Source organism: Candidatus Tisiphia endosymbiont of Myopa tessellatipennis (genome assembly GCF_964031105.1).
In the GTDB taxonomy this organism is placed as follows: domain Bacteria; phylum Pseudomonadota; class Alphaproteobacteria; order Rickettsiales; family Rickettsiaceae; genus Tisiphia.
The window spans coordinates 500,622-525,907 of sequence record NZ_OZ035005.1 but is presented as its reverse complement, the minus strand read 5'-3'; the positions used below and the strand labels follow the sequence as shown (position 1 = coordinate 525,907).

General features: G+C 33.3%; 26 protein-coding genes. 15 read left to right on the top strand and 11 right to left on the bottom strand.

Features of this window, described 5'->3' with window-relative positions; genetic code table 11:
* Positions 1–560 precede the first annotated feature (560 nt).
* Positions 561–1,172 (top strand): HD domain-containing protein, encoded by a 612-nt coding sequence (locus AAHN03_RS02640; protein WP_342279012.1) that lies wholly within the window; start codon positions 561–563, stop codon positions 1,170–1,172.
* A 3-nt stretch (positions 1,173–1,175) separates the two neighbouring features.
* Here AAHN03_RS02640 and fabF read toward each other — a convergent pair whose 3' ends face one another.
* From fabF to AAHN03_RS02620, 4 genes are all read right to left on the bottom strand, one after another.
* On the bottom strand, positions 1,176–2,435 hold the full coding sequence (gene fabF / locus AAHN03_RS02635) for a beta-ketoacyl-ACP synthase II (RefSeq protein WP_342279011.1): 1,260 nt from the start codon (positions 2,433–2,435) through the stop codon (positions 1,176–1,178).
* A 17-nt stretch (positions 2,436–2,452) separates the two neighbouring features.
* The gene (acpP, locus tag AAHN03_RS02630; RefSeq protein ID WP_341761657.1) at positions 2,453–2,722 is read right to left on the bottom strand and encodes an acyl carrier protein; all 270 of its coding nucleotides are present in this window, start codon (positions 2,720–2,722) and stop codon (positions 2,453–2,455) included.
* A 203-nt stretch (positions 2,723–2,925) separates the two neighbouring features.
* Positions 2,926–3,834 carry a TerC/Alx family metal homeostasis membrane protein gene (locus tag AAHN03_RS02625; protein WP_342279010.1) on the bottom strand — a complete coding sequence of 303 codons (909 nt, stop codon included), beginning with the start codon at positions 3,832–3,834 and terminating at the stop codon, positions 2,926–2,928.
* Positions 3,835–3,896: 62 nt separating this feature from the next.
* A complete protein-coding gene (locus AAHN03_RS02620; RefSeq protein ID WP_341761659.1) occupies positions 3,897–4,469 on the bottom strand; it encodes a YqgE/AlgH family protein in 573 nt (190 codons plus the stop codon).
* Positions 4,470–4,652: 183 nt separating this feature from the next.
* On the opposite strand from AAHN03_RS02620, the gene AAHN03_RS02615 reads away from it, so the two are divergent.
* From AAHN03_RS02615 to AAHN03_RS02600, 3 genes are all read left to right on the top strand, one after another.
* Positions 4,653–5,345 (top strand): CvpA family protein, encoded by a 693-nt coding sequence (locus AAHN03_RS02615; RefSeq protein WP_342279009.1) that lies wholly within the window; start codon positions 4,653–4,655, stop codon positions 5,343–5,345.
* Positions 5,338–5,460: a hypothetical protein gene (locus AAHN03_RS02610; protein WP_341761661.1), complete on the top strand. Its 123-nt coding sequence runs from the start codon at positions 5,338–5,340 to the stop codon at positions 5,458–5,460. Before AAHN03_RS02615 ends, AAHN03_RS02610 begins: the two co-directional genes overlap by 8 nt.
* Positions 5,461–5,854: 394 nt before the next feature.
* Positions 5,855–8,194, top strand: a complete 2,340-nt coding sequence (locus tag AAHN03_RS02600; protein WP_342279008.1) for a hypothetical protein — start codon at positions 5,855–5,857, stop codon at positions 8,192–8,194.
* A gap of 515 nt (positions 8,195–8,709) precedes the next feature.
* Here the strand turns inward: AAHN03_RS02600 and AAHN03_RS02595 are convergent.
* Positions 8,710–9,771 carry an IS110 family transposase gene (locus tag AAHN03_RS02595; RefSeq protein ID WP_342278209.1) on the bottom strand — a complete coding sequence of 354 codons (1,062 nt, stop codon included), beginning with the start codon at positions 9,769–9,771 and terminating at the stop codon, positions 8,710–8,712.
* Positions 9,772–9,870: 99 nt separating this feature from the next.
* Complete coding sequence (locus AAHN03_RS02590; protein WP_342279007.1) at positions 9,871–11,577, bottom strand: IS1634 family transposase; 1,707 nt, start codon at positions 11,575–11,577, stop codon at positions 9,871–9,873.
* A gap of 46 nt (positions 11,578–11,623) precedes the next feature.
* On the opposite strand from AAHN03_RS02590, the gene AAHN03_RS02585 reads away from it, so the two are divergent.
* On the top strand, positions 11,624–11,785 hold the full coding sequence (locus AAHN03_RS02585) for a hypothetical protein (RefSeq protein ID WP_341761148.1): 162 nt from the start codon (positions 11,624–11,626) through the stop codon (positions 11,783–11,785).
* A gap of 145 nt (positions 11,786–11,930) precedes the next feature.
* Positions 11,931–12,992 carry an IS110 family transposase gene (locus AAHN03_RS02580; protein ID WP_342278860.1) on the top strand — a complete coding sequence of 354 codons (1,062 nt, stop codon included), beginning with the start codon at positions 11,931–11,933 and terminating at the stop codon, positions 12,990–12,992.
* Between the two features lie 472 nt (positions 12,993–13,464).
* Here AAHN03_RS02580 and AAHN03_RS02575 read toward each other — a convergent pair whose 3' ends face one another.
* The 5 genes from AAHN03_RS02575 to AAHN03_RS02555 form a co-directional block, all read right to left on the bottom strand.
* Positions 13,465–14,046, bottom strand: coding sequence for an integrase core domain-containing protein (locus AAHN03_RS02575; RefSeq protein WP_341761619.1), 582 nt, complete (start codon positions 14,044–14,046; stop codon positions 13,465–13,467).
* 26 nt (positions 14,047–14,072) lie between these two features.
* The gene (locus AAHN03_RS02570; RefSeq protein ID WP_341762652.1) at positions 14,073–14,261 is read right to left on the bottom strand and encodes a helix-turn-helix domain-containing protein; all 189 of its coding nucleotides are present in this window, start codon (positions 14,259–14,261) and stop codon (positions 14,073–14,075) included.
* 158 nt (positions 14,262–14,419) lie between these two features.
* Entirely contained in the window at positions 14,420–15,184 is a 765-nt protein-coding gene (locus AAHN03_RS02565; RefSeq protein WP_341761617.1) for a CDP-alcohol phosphatidyltransferase family protein, read from the bottom strand.
* Positions 15,185–15,221: 37 nt separating this feature from the next.
* Positions 15,222–15,917: a phosphatidylserine decarboxylase gene (locus AAHN03_RS02560; protein WP_341751576.1), complete on the bottom strand. Its 696-nt coding sequence runs from the start codon at positions 15,915–15,917 to the stop codon at positions 15,222–15,224.
* 152 nt (positions 15,918–16,069) lie between these two features.
* On the bottom strand, positions 16,070–16,540 hold the full coding sequence (locus tag AAHN03_RS02555; protein ID WP_342279006.1) for an RT0821/Lpp0805 family surface protein: 471 nt from the start codon (positions 16,538–16,540) through the stop codon (positions 16,070–16,072).
* A gap of 114 nt (positions 16,541–16,654) precedes the next feature.
* Here AAHN03_RS02555 and AAHN03_RS02550 point away from each other — a divergent pair, with 114 nt between their 5' ends.
* The 9 genes from AAHN03_RS02550 to AAHN03_RS02510 all read left to right on the top strand — a co-directional run bounded on the left by AAHN03_RS02550 (position 16,655) and on the right by AAHN03_RS02510 (position 25,173).
* Entirely contained in the window at positions 16,655–17,563 is a 909-nt protein-coding gene (locus tag AAHN03_RS02550) for a cation diffusion facilitator family transporter (RefSeq protein WP_342279005.1), read from the top strand.
* A 10-nt stretch (positions 17,564–17,573) separates the two neighbouring features.
* Positions 17,574–18,017 (top strand): nucleoside deaminase, encoded by a 444-nt coding sequence (locus AAHN03_RS02545; RefSeq protein ID WP_342279159.1) that lies wholly within the window; start codon positions 17,574–17,576, stop codon positions 18,015–18,017.
* A gap of 219 nt (positions 18,018–18,236) precedes the next feature.
* The gene (locus AAHN03_RS02540; RefSeq protein WP_341761148.1) at positions 18,237–18,398 is read left to right on the top strand and encodes a hypothetical protein; all 162 of its coding nucleotides are present in this window, start codon (positions 18,237–18,239) and stop codon (positions 18,396–18,398) included.
* A 145-nt stretch (positions 18,399–18,543) separates the two neighbouring features.
* The gene (locus AAHN03_RS02535) at positions 18,544–19,605 is read left to right on the top strand and encodes an IS110 family transposase (protein WP_342278860.1); all 1,062 of its coding nucleotides are present in this window, start codon (positions 18,544–18,546) and stop codon (positions 19,603–19,605) included.
* Between the two features lie 545 nt (positions 19,606–20,150).
* On the top strand, positions 20,151–20,870 hold the full coding sequence (gene pyrH / locus AAHN03_RS02530; RefSeq protein ID WP_341751544.1) for a UMP kinase: 720 nt from the start codon (positions 20,151–20,153) through the stop codon (positions 20,868–20,870).
* A 3-nt stretch (positions 20,871–20,873) separates the two neighbouring features.
* Positions 20,874–21,434: a ribosome recycling factor gene (gene frr / locus AAHN03_RS02525; protein WP_341762670.1), complete on the top strand. Its 561-nt coding sequence runs from the start codon at positions 20,874–20,876 to the stop codon at positions 21,432–21,434.
* 133 nt (positions 21,435–21,567) lie between these two features.
* Positions 21,568–21,870 carry an Asp-tRNA(Asn)/Glu-tRNA(Gln) amidotransferase subunit GatC gene (gatC, locus tag AAHN03_RS02520; protein ID WP_341751542.1) on the top strand — a complete coding sequence of 101 codons (303 nt, stop codon included), beginning with the start codon at positions 21,568–21,570 and terminating at the stop codon, positions 21,868–21,870.
* 3 nt (positions 21,871–21,873) lie between these two features.
* A complete protein-coding gene (gene gatA, locus AAHN03_RS02515; RefSeq protein ID WP_342279004.1) occupies positions 21,874–23,361 on the top strand; it encodes an Asp-tRNA(Asn)/Glu-tRNA(Gln) amidotransferase subunit GatA in 1,488 nt (495 codons plus the stop codon).
* A 300-nt stretch (positions 23,362–23,661) separates the two neighbouring features.
* Complete coding sequence (locus AAHN03_RS02510; protein ID WP_342279003.1) at positions 23,662–25,173, top strand: NADH-quinone oxidoreductase subunit M; 1,512 nt, start codon at positions 23,662–23,664, stop codon at positions 25,171–25,173.
* The last annotated feature ends 113 nt before the right edge of the window (positions 25,174–25,286 follow it).

Genomic DNA, 25,286 nt, shown 5'->3' with positions numbered 1-25,286 from the left:
GATAATAATATTGATGGTAAATAAGACAAACCTTAGCTTACAAAGAAACTGATGACTACAATGGCTCTTTGAAGCCGATAAAATGATAAGTATATAGTAAATTTGTAAGCCAGCGAATTCCATCAGGGCTGTAGGATAAATTACACATAATTTATTAACTATAAGCCGGATACATGTATGCATTTGCATTTTTGCTATTAGATGTTATTTTTTTCTTGCATTTTACAGGAGGTTCATACATGTAGTCAATTTAATTTTCTGTCCCACACGCCGTATACTAACCTCGTTTTATGGCACAATTTTGATCCTATCCATCTCGAAGATAAGTAGCTATTTATACAACAAAGTTAAGAAATATTTATTTTCATTACCTAAAAAGTAATAAATCTTTGCAAATACCTTAAGTTTTAGTTTAACCTATAAGTTAGGATATCAAAATATTGAGGATTTTTATGGAAGGCATTAATAATAGTTGGCTAAAGTTTGAATCATGTGATTATGCTGATAGCTTACTTGCTAAACTCTTTCAGCTGAATAGTAAAGTAGATTAACCAATAGATATGAACATTGTTAAAAAAGCCATCTATTACGCCAAAGAGTATCATGGAGAGCAGAAAAAACAAACAGGAGAACCCTATTACTCACATCCAATAGAAGTGGCGTATATGCTTGCAGAGTACGCAGCACAAAATGATAAGCAGTACTTTAGAACCGATTTAACTGTAACCGCTATATTGCATGATACCATTGAGGATACTAAACTTACCAAAAGCAAGATTGCCTATATCTTTAGTGATCTAATTGCTGATCAGGTAGAAAAACTAACTAGAGTTAAGTGTGACAGAAAGATTAGCTCGGCAGAAATCATGGAATTATTATGGCAGCAAAAGAGATATGATATCATAATGATTAAAATATTTGACAGAATTCACAATTTAGAAACTGTTGGTATAAAATCTCCAGAAAAGATTAAGAAGATAATAGAAGAAACTTTTAAAAATTTTATAAGTATTAGCATGTGTTGTGGAACAAAACAACTAGAAAATATATTAACTACTTTATGTTACAAACATTTACCAATTACTGAATCCCCCTTAGAGCTTACAACAATTATCCAACATAAATACCAGCTTCCTACTCCAACTTTTGAAAATGATACAAACCAAAAGTAAATCCTATACTTTCCTAATAATTAAACTAGCATTAGTTCCTCCAAATCCGAATGAATTAGAAAGTACATAACTAATTTTTGTATTTCTAGCTTCTAAAGCAACTAAATCTATTTTTGCTTCTGTTATCGGTTTATGCAAATTTAGAGTTGGTGGAGCAACTTGGTCTCGCATAGCAAGAATTGAATATATTAATTCCACGCTACCAGCTGCCCCAAGCAAATGACCAATAGATGATTTGGTTGACGACATAAGAACATTTGGGTTAGCATCCAAAAATAATTTTTGAACAGCCGTTAACTCTATAGCATCACCAACTTGGGTAGAAGTGCCGTGGGCATTGATATAATCAATAAGACTTGCATCAATTTTTGCATCTTTAAGAGCATCAGACATAGATCTATAAGCACCTCTTCCATCGGGATGAGGTGAGGTCATATGATAAGCATCGCCAGTAGAACCATATCCAATAATTTCAGCATAAATCTTAGCGTTTCTAGCACAAGCATGCTCATATTCTTCAAGTACTACAACACCTGCTCCTTCTCCCATTACAAATCCATCACGATCTTGATCCCATGGTCTTGATGCAATTTCAGGCGTAGAATTATATTTAGTAGATAATGCCCTTGCGGCAACGAATCCAGCCACTCCAACCGGAGTGACCGGTGCTTCAGCCCCACCAGCAACCATAACATCTACATTACCGTATTGAATCATACGCATAGCATCCCCTATAGCATGAGAGCCAGTAGAACAAGCTGTAACGACAGCCTGATTTGGTCCGGTAAATCCGTATTTAATGGAAACATGACCTGAAAGGAGGTTAATTAATGAGGAGGGGATAAAAAATGGACTAACTTTGCCATTATTTTCTTTATGAAACTTTACGGATGTTTCTTCGATCATCCCAAGTCCACCTATTCCTGAACCAAGTATTAAGCCGGTCCTATCTCCAGATAATGCATCTTTTACTTTCCACCCGCTATCCTCGATTGCCTCAGTAGCTGCTCCTATACCATATTGAATGAATAAATCCATCTTATGGACATTGCGAGGGTCAATAAATTTTTCCGGGTTAAAGCCATTATCTGTTGAGTGATCCACTGTACCCGCTATTTTACAGGCAAGGTTAGAAGTATCAAATTTTGTGATTGACTTGATACCACTGCGACCCTTTATAATACCTTCCCAAGAGGTCTTTACATCAATTCCTAGTGGTGTGACAAGCCCAATACCGGTTATAACAACTCTTCTAGTCGACATGATTATTTATTAATTAGTTATTTTTTTATTATGTACTGTACAACATCAGAGACAGTTAAAATTTTACTTGCATCTTCATCTGGTATATCACATTTATACTTTGCTTCTATTGCCATCATTAATTCAACTGTATCTAAACTATCTGATTTAAGATCCTCAACGAATCTAGATTCAGGAGTGATTAAATCCTTCTTTACTTTTAATGTGTTAGCGACGATTTCAATAACCTCCTGTTCGACAATATCTTGCTCAACAACATTTTGTGTAATATTTATATTTTCACTCATAATTAGAACCTCATAACATAAATTAAATTTAGTAAAACACTTAAACTCTAGCCACTTATAATGACTTGTATGGAATAAACATAATCTATACATAAGTAAGCTTTGAATAAGACGATACAATAATTCCAAACTTCTAGCACAAAAAAATATTTTATGCCAGTGTAAAATTTCTTTAGTTCTTAAATTGAAATATTACTAATAGTTTACAGTTTAGTATACACTCCTTTTCTGATAATAGAAGCAATAATACCAAGCAACAGAAGAGTAATAGTCATAGCCAGTGCAGCGTAAGATGGAATCTCAATAAAATGTTCAGCGAATATTTTTATGCCAATAAATATTAATATTAATGCTAGCGAATATTTTATATAACTAAATTGCTCAACAATATTAGCTAAACATAAGAATAAGGCACGTAAACCTAATATGGCAAAAATATTAGAAGTATAAATTATGTAAGGATCCTTAGTGATAGCAAATATTGCTGGTATACTATCAATGGCAAAGACAATATCCATGATTTCTATAATTATTAATGATGCAAGAAGAGGCGTAATACTTAACCTATTGTTAGTTTTAATAAAAAATTTGTAACCGGAAATTTTAGGAGTAAGATTAAAGTATTTTTGTAGAATTCTATAAATATACGATTCCTCTACTTTAAAACTTTTTTTTGCTATATAAAAAGTTTTGATGCCTGTAACTATAAGAATAGCTGCAAAAATATATAATAACCAAGAGAATTTCGAGATAACAATGACACCTAGATATATAATTATGGCTCTAAAAACAATGACACCTAGAATTCCCAAGAATAATATCCGATGCTGATATATTAAAGGAATAGAGAAAAACTGAAAAACCATCAATATAATAAAAATATTATCCAATGACATAGCTTTCTCTATAAAAAAGCAAGTGTAGTATTCCCGGGCTTTTTCTCCTCCCATATCAAAAAAAATGAAAATACCGAAGAGGCATGCTATAATTAAATAAAAAAGGCTAAAATAAATAGTTTGGCGGAAGCTCATCACTTTATTTTCTTGGTTTGCAAAACCAAGATCGTAGATTAGTAAACCTGCAATCACTTTACAAAAAACAACCCAAGTCAAGATTCCCTCCATAAACTACTATAATAACTTGAAGAATTAATTCTCAAGTTTATGATCTGATGTTAAGCATTAGCCATTCGTGAAGTAAAGTGGGATTCTTTGATACCGAGATTGTGTAAAGCATTGTGCCACTTATTCTCTGGATGATCAGAAAAAATAAATTCTTTATCACACTTTGTTATTATCCACAAATTCTCCTTAATCTCTGTTTCAAGCTGCCCTGCTTTCCAAGCAGTGTATCCAATAATAAATAAACTATTTTTAGGACCATGACCAGAAGCAATATCATGAGGGATTTTAGGATTAGAGCTAACTGCTAAATGATTCTGAAACTTCAATAGTAGATTTTCGTTATAATCATCAGAATGTAGGAAGAATCCGCGTTCATGCTCAACTGGTCCTCCTAGATATATAGGCATCATAATGTTACTATCTATTTGATCATCAGATATTTTAAAAAACGATTTTATCTCTATATGATTCACTAAATTATTGAAAATTAAACCCATTGCTCCTTCTGCTGTATGAGACAGCATATAAATAAGTGATTTATTAAATATACCCTCAAGCATGTAAGGAGTAGCGATCAGAACCTTACCAGATAAATTATCAAAAATCTTATCGTTTACACTCATAATGTTTATTGTATTTTAAAATTTATTAACATACTAGCTTTTAGATACATATAATGTTAAATTACGGCTATTCAATAGACCTCTTTTGAAACTTTATCTGAGAGGTTTAATAAAAATTTTGAACATGATAGTAAATATACTCAACTTCTGTTCTAAACTTAAAGTAATTTTTGAAAAAGTCTAATGTTTACTTGGTTTGACATAATAATACTGGCAATTATTACTACTTCATCGATGCTCGGGGCATATGGAGGAATAATAAAGCTTACTATTAGCTTACTTGGCTTTATAGTCTCAATTCTTTTTGCCTATTACCTATCTCCATATACTATTTCCATTATTACTCGATATTTTAATAACCACATTGCATTGGTAGTTACCTCTGGGATTATTTCCTATATTATCTCTCTAATCATATGCTCTTTTGTAACCCGTAAATTTCTTTTGATGATCTCTATTATAAGTGGTGGGGTCATTGACAGATCTATAGGCTTAGCCGCAGGCATGTTTAGAGGTATGATTATTTGTTTATGTATCTTCCTAGTCCTAACAATTTTCTTTTCTGACAGTTACTTACAAGCAGAAACCCTAAAAGACGTTATACAAAATACTACTATTGATAAATATCCAAAATGGCTTAAGGAATCTGTGACTACATCGTATCTAGATAATTTAAGTAAAAATCTTATAAGAACTTTACCACAAGATAGTTTGGAATCCATTAAATTACCTAAAAAATCAAAGATTATTGATACTACAAATGTGTTAGAAAAATCACAATCTCAAGAATCTCCCAATAAAGTAAAGCAACTCCCTGAAGATCTTATGCAAGAACTTGATGAAGTATTATCAAAAAAAGTGGAGAATCATGACTAGGCTATTGAATAACTATAGTAAAAAGAGTTATATTATTGGTAGATATTTTCAAGATATAGCTAATCATGAGTTTGTTCAAGAGCAAAAATTTGTTGTCGAATATAAGGTAATTTAACCTAAGTTCGATGTAACAAGTTATCAGTATTAGACTTCTTTCGAAACTCTACTTCTGCTGGTGATTTGTACGTCGATGCGGTACTCGAATCCTCACGTACATTAGAGTACGCTGCGGGTCGAGATTCCGCGTCTCCTTCAAATCCCTCAGCATAAGCGAGTTTTGAAAGAAGTCTATTATCTCTATTAGGGGTGACATCGAGGCTATTAAACCGATGTCTTACATCGGACTCAGATTACATTAATGCTATCTAGACTAAGTTATTTTACAAAAAAGTTCTTAAATATTAAAGTTTGTTATTATTTGCTTGACATTAGTTAACAGATATTATTCTAATACTATCTTATAGTAAATAAATTTTTAATAATCTGTAATATAACTGGAGAGAAAAAATATGGGACGTATTAATAATGGAGATTGGGTTAATCAGCATCGGACGAGTCAAGGGAAGTTTCTGAAGGAACAAGATATTGAAGCATACTTATTTAATAAAAAGCTGAATAATGGGAACAACATACAAGGAAATAATAGACTAAACACAGATGACTTACCTAATATTCCTGCCATATTGGATTATGAACCTAATCTTTCAAGGCAGAATATTATAGAGCCTATTGATGGAGGTAAAGCACATACTCCTACTACACAAGCTTTTTTGACTGCTCTTACCGCCCTTTCTGCCATTTCTTCTAGTATTACCGTTTCGTCCAAGAAAGCTATCTCGGCAGATAATCAAAATAGCTTATTGAATAGAGTAACAAGTCCCACTGAGGTAAGTAAGACGCCTGTTCTTTTTGATACTACTCCTGCAACTACTTCAACTAGCCAAAACCATAACAAATCAAAAGGCTCTACAAAACATAATGATGACCAATCTCTTATTAGGGGAAAACGTGCAGTAGGTGATGGTCTTATACTACATGATGCTAATGGTAATATTATACTACATGGTAATGGTAGTAAGTTAACTTTCAGCTATGATCTAAATACAGAAATGCTCAAACAACAACTCGAAAATAGTAATATTACTGAATTATATCTATGGGATGTTGGGGTTGATCCCCAAAAAGCACAAGAGATTGGAAAAATTCTTAAAGGGAGTAAGGTTAAAGTATTAAGTCTAGTACATAATAAGATAGGAACTACAGGAGCAATAGACTTTGGAACAATGCTTACAGGTACTGAAGTTACTACATTAAATCTAGCACATAATAGAATAGGTGATGAAAGAGCAATAGATATTATAAAATCACTTAAAGAAGGCAATACTAAGGTTAAAGTAGTAAATCTAGCAAATAACAAGATAACTGATAAAGGGGTAAATGATCTTATACCAGAACTTACAGGTACTAAGATTATTGAAGTAGGTCTAATGGGAAACAGAGGTATAGAAGGTAAGGCATCCAAAAAACTCTTAAAAGAACTCTTAAAGGTACTAGAATGCAATAAACATATTAGTAAAGAGTCCTACACTTCTACAATGGAGTCTAGTACTACTGAGGAAGAGTCTTCCAAAGATATATCCGGCAAGCGAGAGAAGCGTGATATTCGTACTACTAATAAGCCTCTTCCTAAGGAAAAGTCTATTGCTTCTACTACAGAGCAGTCTACTGTTCCTACTACGGAGGAGTTTAGTACTACTGAGCAAGACACTACTACTATTGAGGAAGAGCTTACTACTGCTACTCCTGAGGAGTCTACTACTACGACAGAGTCTGCTGTTACTACCATGAAGTCTACTGTTCCTACTACGACAAAGTCTGTTGTTACTACCATGAAGTCTACTGTTCCTACTACGACAGAGTCTGCTGTTACTACCGTGAAGTCTACTGTTCCTGTTACGACAGAGTCTACTGTTACTACTGTGAAGTCTACTGTTCCTGCTACGACAGAGTCTACTGTTACTACTGTGAAGTCTACTGTTCCTGCTACGAAGGAGTTTAGTACTACTAAGCAAGACACTACTACTATTGAGGAAGAGCTTACTACTGCTATTCCTGAGGAGTCTACTACTACGACAGAGTCTACTGTTACTACTGTGAAGTCTACTGTTCCTGTTACGACAGAGTCTACTGTTACTACTGTGAAGTCTACTGCTTCTACTACGGATGAGTCTATTGCTTCCTCCACTGAAGATATTACTGAGCAAGGGACTACTACTCCTATTATGGAGAAGTCTAGTACTACTACAAAGAGGGTTACTACTTCCTCTACTGAAGGTTCGACTACTACTGAGCAAGAGACTACTGTTCCTACTACGGATGGGTCTAGTACTACTACGACAAAGTCTACTGCTTCCTCTGCTGGAAATCCTACTACTGATTCTGCTACAGTATGGTCTAATCCTCAAAAAACTACTACTCTTAAGGAAGAACTTACTACTCCTAAGAAAAATCTTACTGAGAAATCAGAACCAATTGCTGCTGGTGTAGTTGCTGATTCTACTACAGAAAAGCATACTCCTAAGGAATCAAATCCTAATAATCCTGCTAGTAGCACAATGTCAATAGGAGAAATCTTAGGTCTGATATCTTTTGCTGTAACTACTATAGGTGCTGTTGGAGGTACTGTTGGATGGGTTATCAAGAAGTTTTGTGGTGGAAATGTAAGCCGTTTTGACCATGAAGCATTAGCATTACCTGAATTATTATTAGAACTAGACAATCGTTTAAACAATAATGAAGATACATCATCTTTAACAGGTATAACAGTTAACGATGACATGGATATCTAAAACTAGGGTAATTTAACCTCAATTCGATGTGAGACATAGGTTTAATAGCCCGGTGTCACCCCATAACTGTTGAAAGTTAAAAAATCGTCATCGCGACTCATCTTCGAGATAAATATGAGCAGAAATTATGCTATAGAACGTGAGTATTATACGACGAGTGGAGTGTAGAATTAAATTCTCGTTACTGACTACATGTATGGACCTCCTGTAAAATGCAAGAAAAAAATAACATCTAATAGCAAAAATGCAAATGCATACATGTATCCGGCTTATAGTTAATAAATTATGTATAATTTATCCTACAGCCCTGATGGAATTCGCTGGCTTACAAACTATATACTTATCATTTTATCGGCTTCAAAGAGCCATTGTAGTCATCAGTTTCTTTGTAAGCTAAGGTTTGTCTTATTTACCATCAATATTATTATCTCACGCATATTCCGGGTTGGAATCTCTTACATATTCTTTGTTTACCTATTAATTAATAAACCACTATTTATTTTATTTTATGTTAATTATAATAGCTTTGTGCTACAAACTTTACTCTCTACATAATCATCCCCTGACCTTAGTACTGCAAACACCACTCTTGCCAGTTTATTAGCTACAGCAACTACTGTTTTATTATGTCCATTTCGCTCAGATAAATTAAACATCCACTGCGTAAATTTGCTAAAATCTTTTTTAGATTTTTGTTCTTCCGATGTAAATCTTATCTTGGCATTTAGTACAGCTCTAGCTCCTTGGATCAATAGAGTACGCAAGTAAACATCACCTCGCTTGCTAATTCCAAGCAACTTATCTTTCCCTCCACTGGAATGCTGCCTTGGCACTAATCCAAACCATGCCGATAATTGCCTACCATTCTCAAAACTTGTAGCATTACCTATTGATGCTATTAAAGCAGTAGCAGTAATTAAACCAAGACTAGGTATAGCTGTTAATCGTTGATATTGAGTTAAGTTGCTAGCTATTATTTTTAATCTTTTTTCTATCTCTTTTATTTTTTTGTCATTATCCAAAAATTCCTCTTTCAGTTCACTAAATGTTTGATAACCCAGCTGGCTTAAATTTCCTTCATCTAAAATCTCGGTTAATTTTGTCATAACCTTATTGATCCCTTGAGGAATAATAAAACCAAATTCATGTAATAATCCTCTAATTTCATTCGCAAGTGCCGTACGGTTTTTTACCAATCTCTCTCTTACCCGATGAATTGACAAAATATCTTGTTGTTCTACAGTTTTAATTGGTACAAACCTCATATTTGGTCTTGTTACCGCTTCACATATAGCTTCTGCATCAGCTTGATCATTTTTATTAGTTTTAACATACGGTTTGACAAATTGTGCTGCCATTAGTTTTACTGTATGCCCCAATTTAGTTATTTCTCTTGCCCAGTAACTAGCTCCGCCGCAAGCTTCCATCCCTACCAAACATTTTGGTAAATTAGCCATAAATGTTAAAACTTGATCTCTCATTAATTTTTTCTTTAATACCGTCTTACCATTTTTATCTACACCATGAATTTGGAAAATTCTTTTTGCAATATCTATACCAATTGTGGTAACTTCCATCTTAGCCTCCTGATTGTTATTTTAATATTTAATATTAACTTTAGAAGATTAGCAACTGCTTTTCATTCTGTATATCAGGAGATCCATACCATTATTTTATCATTTTGCAGATTTTGTCATTTGGGGCATCGTTAAATCAAATAAATTGAATAAATTTTGTTGAAACTCGCTTAATTTTGGTAATCTTGCAACTTTGCAACCCTTGATTGTGTAATATAAAAAACATACTTTATCCAGCTCTCTTAATGCTTCCTCAATGGTCACATTATATTTACCATCCTTGGTTACGCCACAACCTTGTTTCAACTTATTTTTCATATAGTGCCATATTTTTAATGCCAACATGCAAACAAATACATGTCCCTTCGTTCTGTTGCTTTTCCTTAAAAAGATCGGTCTTACCTCGAGTAATCCTGTCTTCATACTGCTAAAATTCAATTCTACTTCATGTAAATTATGGTAAGCTTTATCAACCAATTCTTTACTCATCAGTTTAATTTCAATCTGTGTTTCAATCGCATAACAACCATCAAGAGCAAACAACTCTTTTTTCTTATCTTGATCAATTTCAACCACTATTTGGTTGCCGTCTAATTTTAGGTTGATAAATTTATCTATCCGCCATTCTTTGGCAATTTTTTGAATATTATTTAAACCAAGTTCTAGCTTTGCTTTCTTATGGGTTGATACATATATATTACGCTCTTCAATCTTTGCAACCAATTTTTCAACTCGGTTATTCCTATCAAACTCAACTTTTCGGGCTATAGAACCATTCTTCCTTAAAATATATCTTTTGCCATTATTGGTTACTTCGCATAGCTGTTCTTCAAAAAAACTATATTGCAAAACTCCGCTTTTCTTTAAGCTTTCAATCTCAACTTTACTTAAGGTTGTAATATAGTCCCATCCTTCTTTGCCTGTCCTCTTAATCATTCCTTTATCACCAACAAAGACTATATTCTTAATACCAAAATTAGATTTTACTAGCTCAATCTGCTCATAAATGGTAGAAGGATCAGCACTATTACCCTTAAAAACTCTAACAGCCAAAGGTTCGCCATGATCATCAGTTAATAGACCAATCACTATTTGCTTTTTACCCTTCTTTTTATCCCGATTGTACCCATATTCCGCAAGTTCATTCTCTGTTCCTTCGAAATAGCTGGAAGTGACGTCATATAAAAGCATAACAGGCGGCTTGTTATTTTTCTTTTGATAAGTTTTAAATAATTTTAATTCGATCTTTTCTTGGTTCTCTTCTAACCATTCTAGAGCCTGATATAAATGGGTTTCATCAAATGAATCGACAGATAATACATCAGATATCGCATGCGATTTCGCCCATTTCACGCTGGAAAGTCTAGACCCTTGGTGAGCAAAGCGTGCTAAAACCAAAAATAGACTCAATAAAGCTTCTTTGCTTCTAGTACCAAGAGCCTTAGTAATACCAATTTCATCAGCAATTCTTTTTAGTAGAAAAATAGTCCCAAAACTTTCACCAACCTCAGGAACACCATCTAAACCATCAAATTCACCTTTCAGCATCTTCTTAAAAGCCTCAATGCGTAAATCATCCCAGTTAGTTAAGTTAGCTAGGGTTTTATTTAATACTTTCCCGTCTTCGCGATAAGAGGTACGAAGCAATATTGCAGGACGAGAATTTCTATTTGGAACAGTTGTAATATACATGAAAGAGATTATATCTCTAAATTCCAGCATTATCAAATAAAAAATATCATTTACATGACTACAAACTTCATGCCAAAACCACTGCAAACCTGATTCTTTAGACGTTTTAAGCACTTTTTTGTCTCGAAGATAAGTCGCGACTCATCTTCGAGACAAAAAAGTGCTTAAAACGTCTAAAGAATCAGGTTTGCAGTGGTTTTGGCATGAAGTTTGTAGTCATGTAAACATCACTTTTCTACTTGACATACTAAAAATTAGTCAACATAATGCTTCTTATGTGTATTACCATTGTTTTGTTTCAAATAAAAATTCTTGTCATTAAAGTACACTTTTATCAGTATTTATTTATTATAAAATTCCACAGGTGAAAAAATAATGGTATGGCCCTCCTGATATACAGAATGAAAAGCAGTTGCTAATCTTCTAAAGTTAATATTAAATATTAAAATAACAATCAGGAGGCTAAGATGGAAGTTACCACAATTGGTATAGATATTGCAAAAAGAATTTTCCAAATTCATGGTGTAGATAAAAATGGTAAGACGGTATTAAAGAAAAAATTAATGAGAGATCAAGTTTTAACATTTATGGCTAATTTACCAAAATGTTTGGTAGGGATGGAAGCTTGCGGCGGAGCTAGTTACTGGGCAAGAGAAATAACTAAATTGGGGCATACAGTAAAACTAATGGCAGCACAATTTGTCAAACCGTATGTTAAAACTAATAAAAATGATCAAGCTGATGCAGAAGCTATATGTGAAGCGGTAACAAGACCAAATATGAGGTTTGTACCAATTAGAACTGTAGAACAACAAGATATTTTATCAATTCATCGAGTAAGAGAGAGATTGGTAAAAAATCGTACTGCCCTTGCTAATGAAATTAGGGGTCTACTACATGAATTTGGTTTTATTATTCCTCAAGGGATCAATAAGGTTATGACAAAATTAACCGAGATTTTAGATGAAGGAAATTTAAGCCAGCTGGGTTATCAAACATTTAGTGAACTGAAAGAGGAATTTTTGGATAATGACAAAAAAATAAAAGAGATAGAAAAAAGATTAAAAATAATAGCTAGCAACTTAACTCAATATCAACGATTAACAGCTATACCTAGTCTTGGTTTAATTACTGCTACTGCTTTAATAGCATCAATAGGTAATGCTACAAGTTTTGAGAATGGTAGGCAATTATCGGCATGGTTTGGATTAGTGCCAAGGCAGCATTCCAGTGGAGGGAAAGATAAGTTGCTTGGAATTAGCAAGCGAGGTGATGTTTACTTGCGTACTCTATTGATCCAAGGAGCTAGAGCTGTACTAAATGCCAAGATAAGATTTACATTGGAAGAACAAAAATCTAAAAAAGATTTTAGCAAATTTACGCAGTGGATGTTTAATTTATCTGAGCGAAATGGACATAATAAAACAGTAGTTGCTGTAGCTAATAAACTGGCAAGAGTGGTGTTTGCAGTACTAAGGTCAGGGGATGATTATGTAGAGAGTAAAGTTTGTAGCACAGAGCTATTATAATTAACATAAAATAAAATAAATAGTGGTTTATTAATTAATAGGTAAACAAAGAATATGTAAAAGATTCCAACCCGGAATATGCGTGAGATAATAATATTGATGGTAAATAAGACAAACCTTAGCTTACAAAAAAACTGATGACTACAATGGCTCTTTGAAGCCGATAAAATGATAAGTATATAGTAAATTTGTAAGCCAGCGAATTCCATCAGGGCTGTAGGATAAATTACACATAATTTATTAACTATAAGCCGGATACATGTATGCATTTGCATTTTTGCTATTAGATGTTATTTTTTTCTTGCATTTTACAGGAGGTTCATACATGTAGTCAGTAACGAGAATTTAATTCTACACTCCACTCGTCGCATAATACTCACGTTCTATAGCATAATTTCTGCTCATATTTATCTCGAAGATGAGTCGCGAGGAGGCTGTAAGGCCGACGAAACAATCCAGTAACATCATTTATCTATAGATTGTTTCGCTTACGCTTGCAATGACGCTGTGGTATAGGTATTTGTAAACTTTCAACAGTTGTGGGAGTTTTACCATGCAGAACACTATGCGATCGATGCTTATTATAATACTCTTCCCAAATCATAAGCTTACTCTGAAGCTCTTGATTCTTAGGATCAGTGCTACTATAAAATTCGTCTAAATCTGTTCTTTGCGATCTTTCTACCTTACCATTCAAGTGAGGAGATAATGGTTGGATAGGGCGAAACTTGATCTTCTTCTGCAAATATTCTTGTACCACATAAGCAAAAAATTCCTGACCTCTATCAGTTTGCAGACGTTGTATAGGAAAAGGCATACGTTCTATAACCTGTTCCAAGAAAGTTACAGTATTTGTAGCAGTACGCCGATTATATAAAGCCAATACCTTATACCTAGTGTAATCGTCTATGGCAGTATATTGGTATAAATTATTAGCGATTTTACAAACGTCCATTTGCACCCTTTCTCTTGGAATCTTAGAACTATAACGTTTAATCTGTTTACGATAATGACGTTTTAAATTCAACGGAGCTACATTATGTTTTTTAAGCATTTTTTTTCATCAACTTCACTTCTTTTTTAAAAAGGAAAGTTTTTGGGCTTACTACTAATATCACACAAACCATTTTTACCTAATACTTCATAGCGTTTGTACCACTTGCGTAATGTAAAGCGTGAAATACCATAATGTTCGCATACTTTTCCTGCATGCTCTAACTGTTTATATAACTTAATCCAACTCAAACGCAACTTAATCTTAGCATCCATTACAAATGACCTTATAAGTCCCTAACTTAATTCCTATTATAATTCGATAGACCAATTCTCTAGAGCATTCTAGTATACTATATTTATACTCATAGACTGTAAAAAGTAAGTCCTTTTCCTTGACTAACTTACTTGTCCCTAGTTATTATGCAACAAATCTAATAGAATTTCCTGCTAATAAAATAGCACACTGGTATAGATAACATATATATAAAGGCAATGGATGGTAACAAATACCATGGATATATAATAAGACTTATAATGATAACAGCAAATACCATCATCGCTAATGATAAATATTCGTGTTTTATATTAATATTTTTTGTTGAAAATGTTGGTAGGCTGCTGGCAAGTAAAAAAGCAATTACAACAATATATAAATTTATCATAATAGTATGTTTACGGATATTGATACCTAAAACGCTACTTACTTCAAAATCCAAAATCATTGGCATTAGAGCAAGTAAAGCTCCACAAGGTGCAGGCACGCCTGTAAAAAAATATTCTATTTTCTTATTATGTATCTCCTGAAAAATAGCAGTATTAAACCTTGCAAGCCTTAAGGCCATGCATACCATAAACAATAATATAGAACCCCATGAAAATACTTTATATTCATATTGTTGGAAAGACCATAAATATACAAGATAAGCTGGGACTACTCCAAAATTAGCAAAATCACATAATGAATCCAGTTCAGCACCAAAAGGACTGGTAGCATTTAGCATTCTTGCTATCCTACCATCAATTCCATCTATTATAGCTGCAACTAAGGTACAATATACAGCCTTTTCCCATCTACCATCTAATCCAAATTTAATAGCACTAACACCAACCACAAGACCCAATAAAGTGATAAAATTAGGAAGCAATTTTATAAACGGGATTGGTTTTGTTATTTTAACTTTGTGTATTTTAAGCAATTTATACCTGTATACTTATATTAAAGCAGTAAGAATATTACCTTTTTTCAAACTTAAGTTCAGATGTTTTCTTGATCCTAAAATCAGCAATAATAGTTTCTCCACCAACTGAAGTCTGACCCTCAGTGACACAAAGTGCAGTTTTAAGCGGCAGATAGACATCAGCTCTACTACCAAAGCGGATGATACCATACCTATCGCCAACCCTAACCTCAGTATCTTCTTCTAAATCACATAATATTCTTCTTGCTATTAATCCTGCTATTTGAACAAACGCAATTTTATGACCACTATTTGTTTCCATTAAAACAGACTGACGTTCGTTATATATACTTGCCTTATCAAGAGAGGCATTGAAAAATTTTCCTGGATTATAATGTAGGGATAAAATCTTTCCATTAGCTGGAATACGATTTACATGAACATTAAAAATATTCAAAAAAATACTAACTCTAATCATTTCCTGATTACCAAGACCAAGTTCTAGCGGAGGAATTGCTTCAGTTATTTTTTGCACTGTTCCGTCTGCTGGACTGACTACTAGATCGTCACTAATAGGGGTAAATCGATCCGGATTCCTAAAAAAATATATACACCAAATCGTTATAACTAATCCTACATATCCAAAACTATTATGAACAGTAGAAAGTAAAAAAGTCACAACTGCAAAGCTTACGATAAATATGTAGCCTTCACGATGAATAATCTTCGAAAAATCACTATATTGCTTCATTCTCACTCTCTAATTTTGTTACGTTATCCCATTAATAAGGGGAATTTAAAAGTTGGGGGGCTTACAATAGAAACAATCAGGCTTAGTGCTAGCCTGATTATTATATTCTAAACGGGGTATAAAGGTCAACTGATGATAAATTTTGATAGAGCTTAAAGCACAATTTCCCATTGACCATCTGGTCTACGACAAGCTTTCCCATAAGCTTTTTCTTGCTTACCACCCACAACAACTACCTGAGTATATTCACGGCAATACTGACCACTATCGTCTTTGAAAGCTTTGCTTGGTGTTACATACCCGTAATTACCACTATCTGGGTTACGCCACTCTACACTCTGACCACTAGGAGTAGCCTCTAATGCTTTCTGAGAACTTAGCTCTGCCAATTTCCTATCATGTTCATCCATAGTTTGACCAATTTGACCACCAATAAGTGCACCAGCTAAAACACCTATACCAGTTGCAGCAAGACGACCAGTCCCTTTACCAAATTGTGATCCTAAAAGTCCGCCAGCTACACCACCAATTAGCGTTCCACCACCTTGTTTATTCATACCAGAACAGCCGTGTAACATTGTTGCTGCTAAAATAATTGCTATAATTTTGCATGTTAAATTCATAAAAACCATATGTTTAAGAGTTACGTTATTTGACACACCCTAGGGTTAGTATATACTATACACTAATATATACTAACACTAATACATTTTATACTATAAAATCGAAAATTTTATATGACTAATTCAGAACATCAAATTTTAATCAAGTCCTCATCTTATTTGTCTTTTAGTATAGCTGTATTCATTTTATTTATTAAATCTTATGCATGGCTAGTAACTGATTCTCAATCTATTCTAGCGTCTTTAATTGATACTATGCTTGATATTTCATCATCTCTTATTAATTTGATTGCTATTCGTTTTTCACTGCAGCCACCTGATTATCACCATAGATTTGGTCATGAAAAAATCCAAGATTTAGCAATTTTTTCACAAGCAGTATTCTTTGTTGTTTCGGGTTTATTTATGGGTTTTTCTTCTTTAAGGTCTCTTATTGATGGATCAGTTCCAAGCAATATAGAATTTGGCATTAATGTACTATATTTATGCATTATCCTAACTTTTATTTTGGTGGCTTATCAAACTTATGTGATAAAAAAAACTGGTTCTGAAATAATCAAAGTAGATAAATTACATTATTTTACAGATTTACTAACAAATGTTGGCGTAATTGTTTCTATAAAATTAAGTACTCATTTTTGGTTTATAGATTCATTATTTGGCATTGGTATTGCAATATATATAATATATGCCTCTTATGCTTTATTCAGAAAAGCTTTTAAAAATCTTATTGATGAAGAAATGCCTGAAGAAGATAGAAAAAAAATTCTCTCAATAATTACTAGATTTAAAGAAGTAAAAGGTATACACGAAATGAAGACTAGATATGCTGCAAGTAAGCCGTTTATACAATGTCACATAGAAATGGACGGAGATATGTCATTGTATAGTTCTCATTATATTAGTGATAAAATTTATATTGCATTGTTATTAGAGTTTCCAAGTGCAGAAATAATTATTCACCTAGATCCATATGGTTATGAGGAAAAAGTGAATTACCGTGAAAACATCAACCAAATTTAACAATTTCTTCATGGAGGAGGCTTTAAAGCAGGCACAACTTGCTTTTAATGAAAATGAAATTCCGGTAGGTGCTATTATAGTTAATAGAATAAGTAACAAAGTTATTTCAAAGGCTCATAATATTGTTGAACAAACAAAGAATCCGCTACTCCATGCTGAAATTGTCGCGATAAATCAATCTTGTCAAATTCTATCTAGTAAGAATCTATCAGACTGTGATATGTATGTTACTTTAGAACCATGTACAATGTGTGCTGCTGCAATATCTTTCGCTAGAATAGGCAGATTATTTTATGCAGCAAATGACCCAAAACAGGGAGGAGTTGAGAATAGTGGGCGTTTCTTTAACAGTAAATCTTGTTTTTACCATCCTGAAATATATAGTGGTTTTTCAGCAAAAATTTCTGAGAATTTAATGAAGGAATTTTTTAAAAAAGTCAGATCACTGGAATAGACAGGGTATACTTAAATGATTTGGAGGATTGGATTTGAAAATGAATGGTGAGCAAGCGGAGTGTGCATATAGTACCATAACTGTTGAAAGTTAGTAAATACAGCTTCCCTATACGTCTATTGGCGAGGAGGCTGTAAGGCCGACTAAGCAATCCAGTAACATCATTTATCTATAGATTGTTTCCTAGATTGCTTCGCTTCTCATCTTCGAGACAAAAAAGTGCTTAAAACGTCTAAAGAATCAGGTTTGCAGTGGTTTTGGCATGAAGTTTGTAGTCATGTAAACATCACTTTTCTACTTGACATACTAAAAATTAGTCAACATAATGCTTCTTATGTGTATTACCATTGTTTTGTTTCAAATAAAAACTCTTGTCATTAAAGTACACTTTTATCAGTATTTATTTATTATAAAATTCCACAGGTGAAAAAATAATGGTATGGCCCTCCTGATATACAGAATGAAAAGCAGTTGCTAATCTTCTAAAGTTAATATTAAATATTAAAATAACAATCAGGAGGCTAAGATGGAAGTTACCACAATTGGTATAGATATTGCAAAAAGAATTTTCCAAATTCATGGTGTAGATAAAAATGGTAAGACGGTATTAAAGAAAAAATTAATGAGAGATCAAGTTTTAACATTTATGGCTAATTTACCAAAATGTTTGGTAGGGATGGAAGCTTGCGGCGGAGCTAGTTACTGGGCAAGAGAAATAACTAAATTGGGGCATACAGTAAAACTAATGGCAGCACAATTTGTCAAACCGTATGTTAAAACTAATAAAAATGATCAAGCTGATGCAGAAGCTATATGTGAAGCGGTAACAAGACCAAATATGAGGTTTGTACCAATTAGAACTGTAGAACAACAAGATATTTTATCAATTCATCGAGTAAGAGAGAGATTGGTAAAAAATCGTACTGCCCTTGCTAATGAAATTAGGGGTCTACTACATGAATTTGGTTTTATTATTCCTCAAGGGATCAATAAGGTTATGACAAAATTAACCGAGATTTTAGATGAAGGAAATTTAAGCCAGCTGGGTTATCAAACATTTAGTGAACTGAAAGAGGAATTTTTGGATAATGACAAAAAAATAAAAGAGATAGAAAAAAGATTAAAAATAATAGCTAGCAACTTAACTCAATATCAACGATTAACAGCTATACCTAGTCTTGGTTTAATTACTGCTACTGCTTTAATAGCATCAATAGGTAATGCTACAAGTTTTGAGAATGGTAGGCAATTATCGGCATGGTTTGGATTAGTGCCAAGGCAGCATTCCAGTGGAGGGAAAGATAAGTTGCTTGGAATTAGCAAGCGAGGTGATGTTTACTTGCGTACTCTATTGATCCAAGGAGCTAGAGCTGTACTAAATGCCAAGATAAGATTTACATTGGAAGAACAAAAATCTAAAAAAGATTTTAGCAAATTTACGCAGTGGATGTTTAATTTATCTGAGCGAAATGGACATAATAAAACAGTAGTTGCTGTAGCTAATAAACTGGCAAGAGTGGTGTTTGCAGTACTAAGGTCAGGGGATGATTATGTAGAGAGTAAAGTTTGTAGCACAGAGCTATTATAATTAACATAAAATAAAATAAATAGTGGTTTATTAATTAATAGGTAAACAAAGAATATGTAAAAGATTCCAACCCGGAATATGCGTGAGATAATAATATTGATGGTAAATAAGACAAACCTTAGCTTACAAAAAAACTGATGACTACAATGGCTCTTTGAAGCCGATAAAATGATAAGTATATAGTAAATTTGTAAGCCAGCGAATTCCATCAGGGCTGTAGGATAAATTACACATAATTTATTAACTATAAGCCGGATACATGTATGCATTTGCATTTTTGCTATTAGATGTTATTTTTTTCTTGCATTTTACAGGAGGTTCATACATGTAGTCAGTAACGAGAATTTAATTCTACACTCCACTCGTCGCATAATACTCACGTTCTATAGCATAATTTCTGCTCATATTTATCTCGAAGATGAGTCGCAGGAATGACATCATGCGAATTCGGGATAAGAATTGACAAATTCTTATCCCGAATTGGGGTACATCGAGAGTGTATTTAGGGTTTACATAGAAAATTTATAAAACCAAGAGTTTAATTTATGTCCTCTTTGCAATATAAACGAGTCCTATTAAAAGTTTCTGGCGAAGCCTTAATGGGCAACAAACAATTTGGTCATGAATACTCTATAATCCTAGGAATTGCTGAAGATATAAAGGAAGCAATTGATCTTGGAATAGAAGTATGTGTGGTCGTTGGCGGTGGCAATATTTATCGTGGCACTGATGTCTTATTTGGCATGGAAAGAGCTGCTGGTGATTATATTGGCATGCTTGGTACGGTAATAAACGCACTTACTCTACAAAATATTATGGAAAGTTTGGGTGTTCATACTAGAGTCCTTTCTGCAATCCCTATGATGAGCGTTTGTGAGCCTTATATACGTCGTAAAGCAAAAAAACATATAGAAAAAGGTAGAGTAGTAATTTTTGCCGGCGGTACTGGTAATCCATTTTGTACTACTGATAGTGCAGCTGTTTTAAGAGCAATTGAAATGAGCTGTGATTTATTACTAAAAGGTACTAAGGTTAATGGTGTATATAATGCAGATCCGACAAAGAACCTTAATGCAGTGAAATATTCTACTATAAGTTATACTAATCTTTTAAAAGATAATTTACAAGTTATGGATATTGCTGCTATTGCTGTGGCTAGAGAAAACAACTTGCCAATTAAGGTATTTTCTATTAAAGAGAAAGGTAATTTTGCAAAAGTACTGCAAGGAAAAGGTGAATATACAAAAATTCAAGAAGGTGAGTAAAGTATGGATAAAGCAACTATACGTAAAGAATTACAATCAAAAATGGATAGTTCGATAAGGGTATTAGATCACGAACTTAAGGGACTCAGGACTAGTCGAGCTTCAGTTAACTTACTTGACCCTGTATTGGTTGAAGCATATGGAGATAAAGTACCATTGTCGCAAGTAGCAAGTCTCTCAACTCCAGATGCACGGACTATTACTGTACAGGTGTGGGATAAATCTATAGTAAAATTTGTAGAAAAAGCTATTATGGATACAAATTTGGGTCTAAACCCCTCATCAGATGGACAGCTAATAAGAATCACAATACCGCTACTTACTGAAGAACGCCGCAAAGAGCTTGTTAAGTTTGCTCACAAATATGGAGAGAATACTAAAATTGCCTTGCGTAATATAAGAAGGGATGGTAATGAAGATTTAAAAAAGTTAGAAAAAAACAGTATCATAACTGAAGATGAACAACATAACCTATCAGAAGAAATCCAAAAATTAACTGATGAGTATAGTAATAAAGTAGACTTGCATGTTAAACAAAAAGAACAAGAAATACTGACTATTTAAGTCTAAAAATAGGTGTCATTCCTTAAAGAGATGCCACCTAAATGACTTAGGTATATTTTTTCATAAAATAGCCATAAACTATTAGTGCAGACATATTTCATGCTATAATGACTATAATATTTGAAGGTATATAATGATTACAAATGAAGAAGTACAAAAAATAGCAAAACTTGCTAGGTTTAATTTTACCCAAAAAGAGATAAGCAGTTTTGCCCATCAATTAACTGAGATGATGAATATGATCAACATTTTAAACGATGTAGACTGTAGTAACGTTGAACCACTTACTTCTGTTTGTGATATGCACCAAAGAATGCGAAAAGACCAAGTATTGTATGGTGACATTTCTGATGAATTATTTGCTAATGTGCCTAATGATAAGGCAGAACTTGCCAAAGAAGTAAAATGTTTTGTTGTCCCAAAAGTAGTAGAGTAAAATATGTCAGAAATTATAAAATTAACCATCACACAAGCCCTTAAAGCCTTAAAAAATAAAGAATTTTCGTGTGTTGAGCTGACTAAAGCACATATTAAAGAAATGGACAAACATAAAGAGTTAAATGCTTATATTACTGAAACTACAGATATTGCTTTAGAGCAATCTAAAATTGCTGATCAAAATTATCATAATGGAATAGCAAGACCCTTAGAAGGAATTCCTATTGCTGTAAAAGATCTTTTTTGTACAAAAGGAGTACTGACTACTGCCGCCTCAAAAATACTCAGCAACTTTGTCCCAACATATGAATCTACTGTAAGTAAAAATGTTCGAGATCATGGCACAATAATGCTTGGTAAGGCTAATATGGATGAGTTTGCCATGGGATCGGCTAATATTACTAGCTATTTTGGTAACGTTATTAGTCCTTGGAAAGCGGTAGATGCACCTACAACTCCGGTAGTCCCTGGTGGATCTTCTGGAGGCTCGTCAGCTGCTGTCAGTAGCTTTTTAGCTATGGCAGCTCTTGGAAGTGATACAGGAGGTTCTGTTCGCCAGCCCGCTAGTTATACTGGGCTTGTTGGCTTCAAACCAACATATGGTCGCTGTTCTAGATATGGTATGATTGCTTTTGCCAGTTCGCTTGACCAAGCTGGAGTACTTACAAGAACTGTTGAAGATACTGCTTTAATGCTACAAGCCATGATTGGTTTTGATGAAAATGATTCTACTTCTATAAACTCTGAGGTACTAGAGCTAAGATCAGCATGTAATAGTAGTGCAAAAAACATGAAAATAGGTGTACCATTTGATATTATGAAACAAGATGGTATACAACCGGATATTATTAAGATGTGGCAGCATACTATTGATATTCTAAAAAATGATGGGGCAGAAATTATTGATATTTCATTACCCTATTCTAAATATGCTCTAGCTGCATATTACGTTATAGCACCTGCTGAAACCTCATCTAATTTATCTAGATATGATGGTATAAGATATGGAATTAGGGTAGGAAATGAGGGAATATCCATTGAGGAAATGTATGAAAAAACAAGGACTGCTGGCTTTGGTGCTGAAGTTAAAAGACGTATTATGATTGGTACTTATTTACTTTCATCTGCTTTTATGGATGCTTATTACTTAAAAGCCCAAAAAATAAGACGCTTGATTTTAGATGATTTCAAGAAAGCTTTTGCACAAGTTGAAGCAATAATTTTGCCATCTGCACCATCCGAAGCTTTTAACTTAGGTGAGAAACAAGATAATCCTGTGACAATGTATTTAAACGATTTATTTACTATTCCAGCTAGTCTTGCCGGTCTTCCTTGTTGCTCTGTACCTGCTGCATTATCTTCTAGGGGGTTGCCTCTTGGCATGCAAGTAATAGGAAAAGCCCTTGATGAATATAATACTCTAAAGGTAGCAGCAGCAATTGAGCGTGGTTCAAGAGATATTAGTTTTGTATATTCTAATAAACGCTAAAGTTATCGGAGTTAATTTACCCCAATTAGGGATAAGAATTAGTTAATTTTTATCCCTAATTGGCTTTAATATAAGGAAAAATGCATTCTTAAAGCGGCTAACGCGAATGCATTTTAAACCTTTCTAAAGCTAAAAACATGATTTTAATCTTTTAAAATCATGTTTTTAGCAAAATATTAGTTTAACAATCAGATGCAGAGCCGTCTCAAATCTGATTGTTTCGATAATTTCACCGAATTTGGGATAAGAATTGACAAATTCTTATTCCAAATTCGCGTAATTTGATTATTAGAGCTTAAAATGTCCGGGTTACCGATCTTATCAATAAGTATTTTTTTGCCTTTAGTAAGTGCATTATATATTCTGCTATTTATCAACCAAAGTAAGTCAGTAAATAAGCAAGCCCAAAATAAACAAGTTTATGCGATGTATGTCGCAGTTTTAAGCTCTATCCTAACCCTAATATCTACTATTTATTTATTAGTTCAATTTGATAATACATCAAAACTTTATCAATTTGTAGAATGTTATAGTTGGATTCAATCTATAGGTCTTGAATTCCACATTGGAGTTGACGGAATTTCAATATTTTTTGTTGTTCTGACAAGCTTTTTAACCCTTATCTGTATTATAGCTAGCTTATTTACCGTCAAAAAATATATCAAAGAATTCTTATTTTGTTTTTTATTAATTGAGTCTTTTTGCATTGGGGCTTTCTGCTCAATGAATTTACTATTATTTTACTTATTTTTTGAAGTAATATTGATCCCTATGTATATAATTATAGGAATTTGGGGAGGTGAAAATAAAGTTTATGCTGCCGTAAAATTCTTCCTCTATACTTTTTCGGGGTCGGTATTTTTCTTATTGTCACTCATATATATTTATAGCCAAGTTCATAGTTTTAATATGCTTAATCTAAACGAATTAGTACCTTCATTAACATTACCGGTGCAGAGGGTTTTATGGTGGGCAATCTTTATAGCCTTCGCAGTGAAAGTTCCTATGCTGCCGTTCCATACGTGGCTTCTTGATGCACACGTACAAGCACCAACTGCTGGATCTGTCATTTTGGCTGGTATATTGTTAAAACTTGGAGCATATGGGTTTTTACGTGTATCATTACCAATGTTTCCAAATATATCAAAAGAATTTGTATTTTATGTATTAGTGCTGAGTATTTTTGCTGTAATATATGGTTCACTAGTAGCACTGACTCAAAGAGACATGAAAAAGATGATAGCTTATTCATCGATAGCTCATATGGGCTATGTGACTGGAGGAATTTTTAGCTTAACAGAAGCTGGGATTAAGGGAGCCATATATCAAATGATTAGTCATGGCACTGTGGCATCTGCTTTGTTTTTGATAATTGGTACTTTGTATGATAGATTGCATACTAAGGAGATAGACAAATATGGTGGAGTGGCAAATAAAATGCCAATACTCGCCACCTTTTTCATGATTGCCATGCTTGGCTCTATAGGTTTACCAGGCACTAGCGGTTTTATAGGAGAATTTTTAAGTTTGGTAGGTATTTATCAAGCTAATGTAGTAGCAGCTATTATAAGTAGTGTTGGCATTATTCTTGGAGCTGTTTATATGCTAAAACTTTATAAGGAAGTAATGCTAGGACAAATTACTAATAATCAGGTTATAAGTTTTAAAGATCTATATCTTTATGAGATACTTGCAATTATGCCGCTTTGTGTAGCAATAATTTATTTAGGTTTGTTACCAAATACAATTATGAACATACTGGATTTATCAACTCATAAAATTTTATCACAAATACCTTGTGTTGTAAAATAATTACTTAAATTAACTTAATTATTATTATTTTAATGATTTAACGATTTTTTTAGATATTTATAAATTAATTTTATATTATTACTTGTAAGACTCAAACAACTATGCTAGGGTTT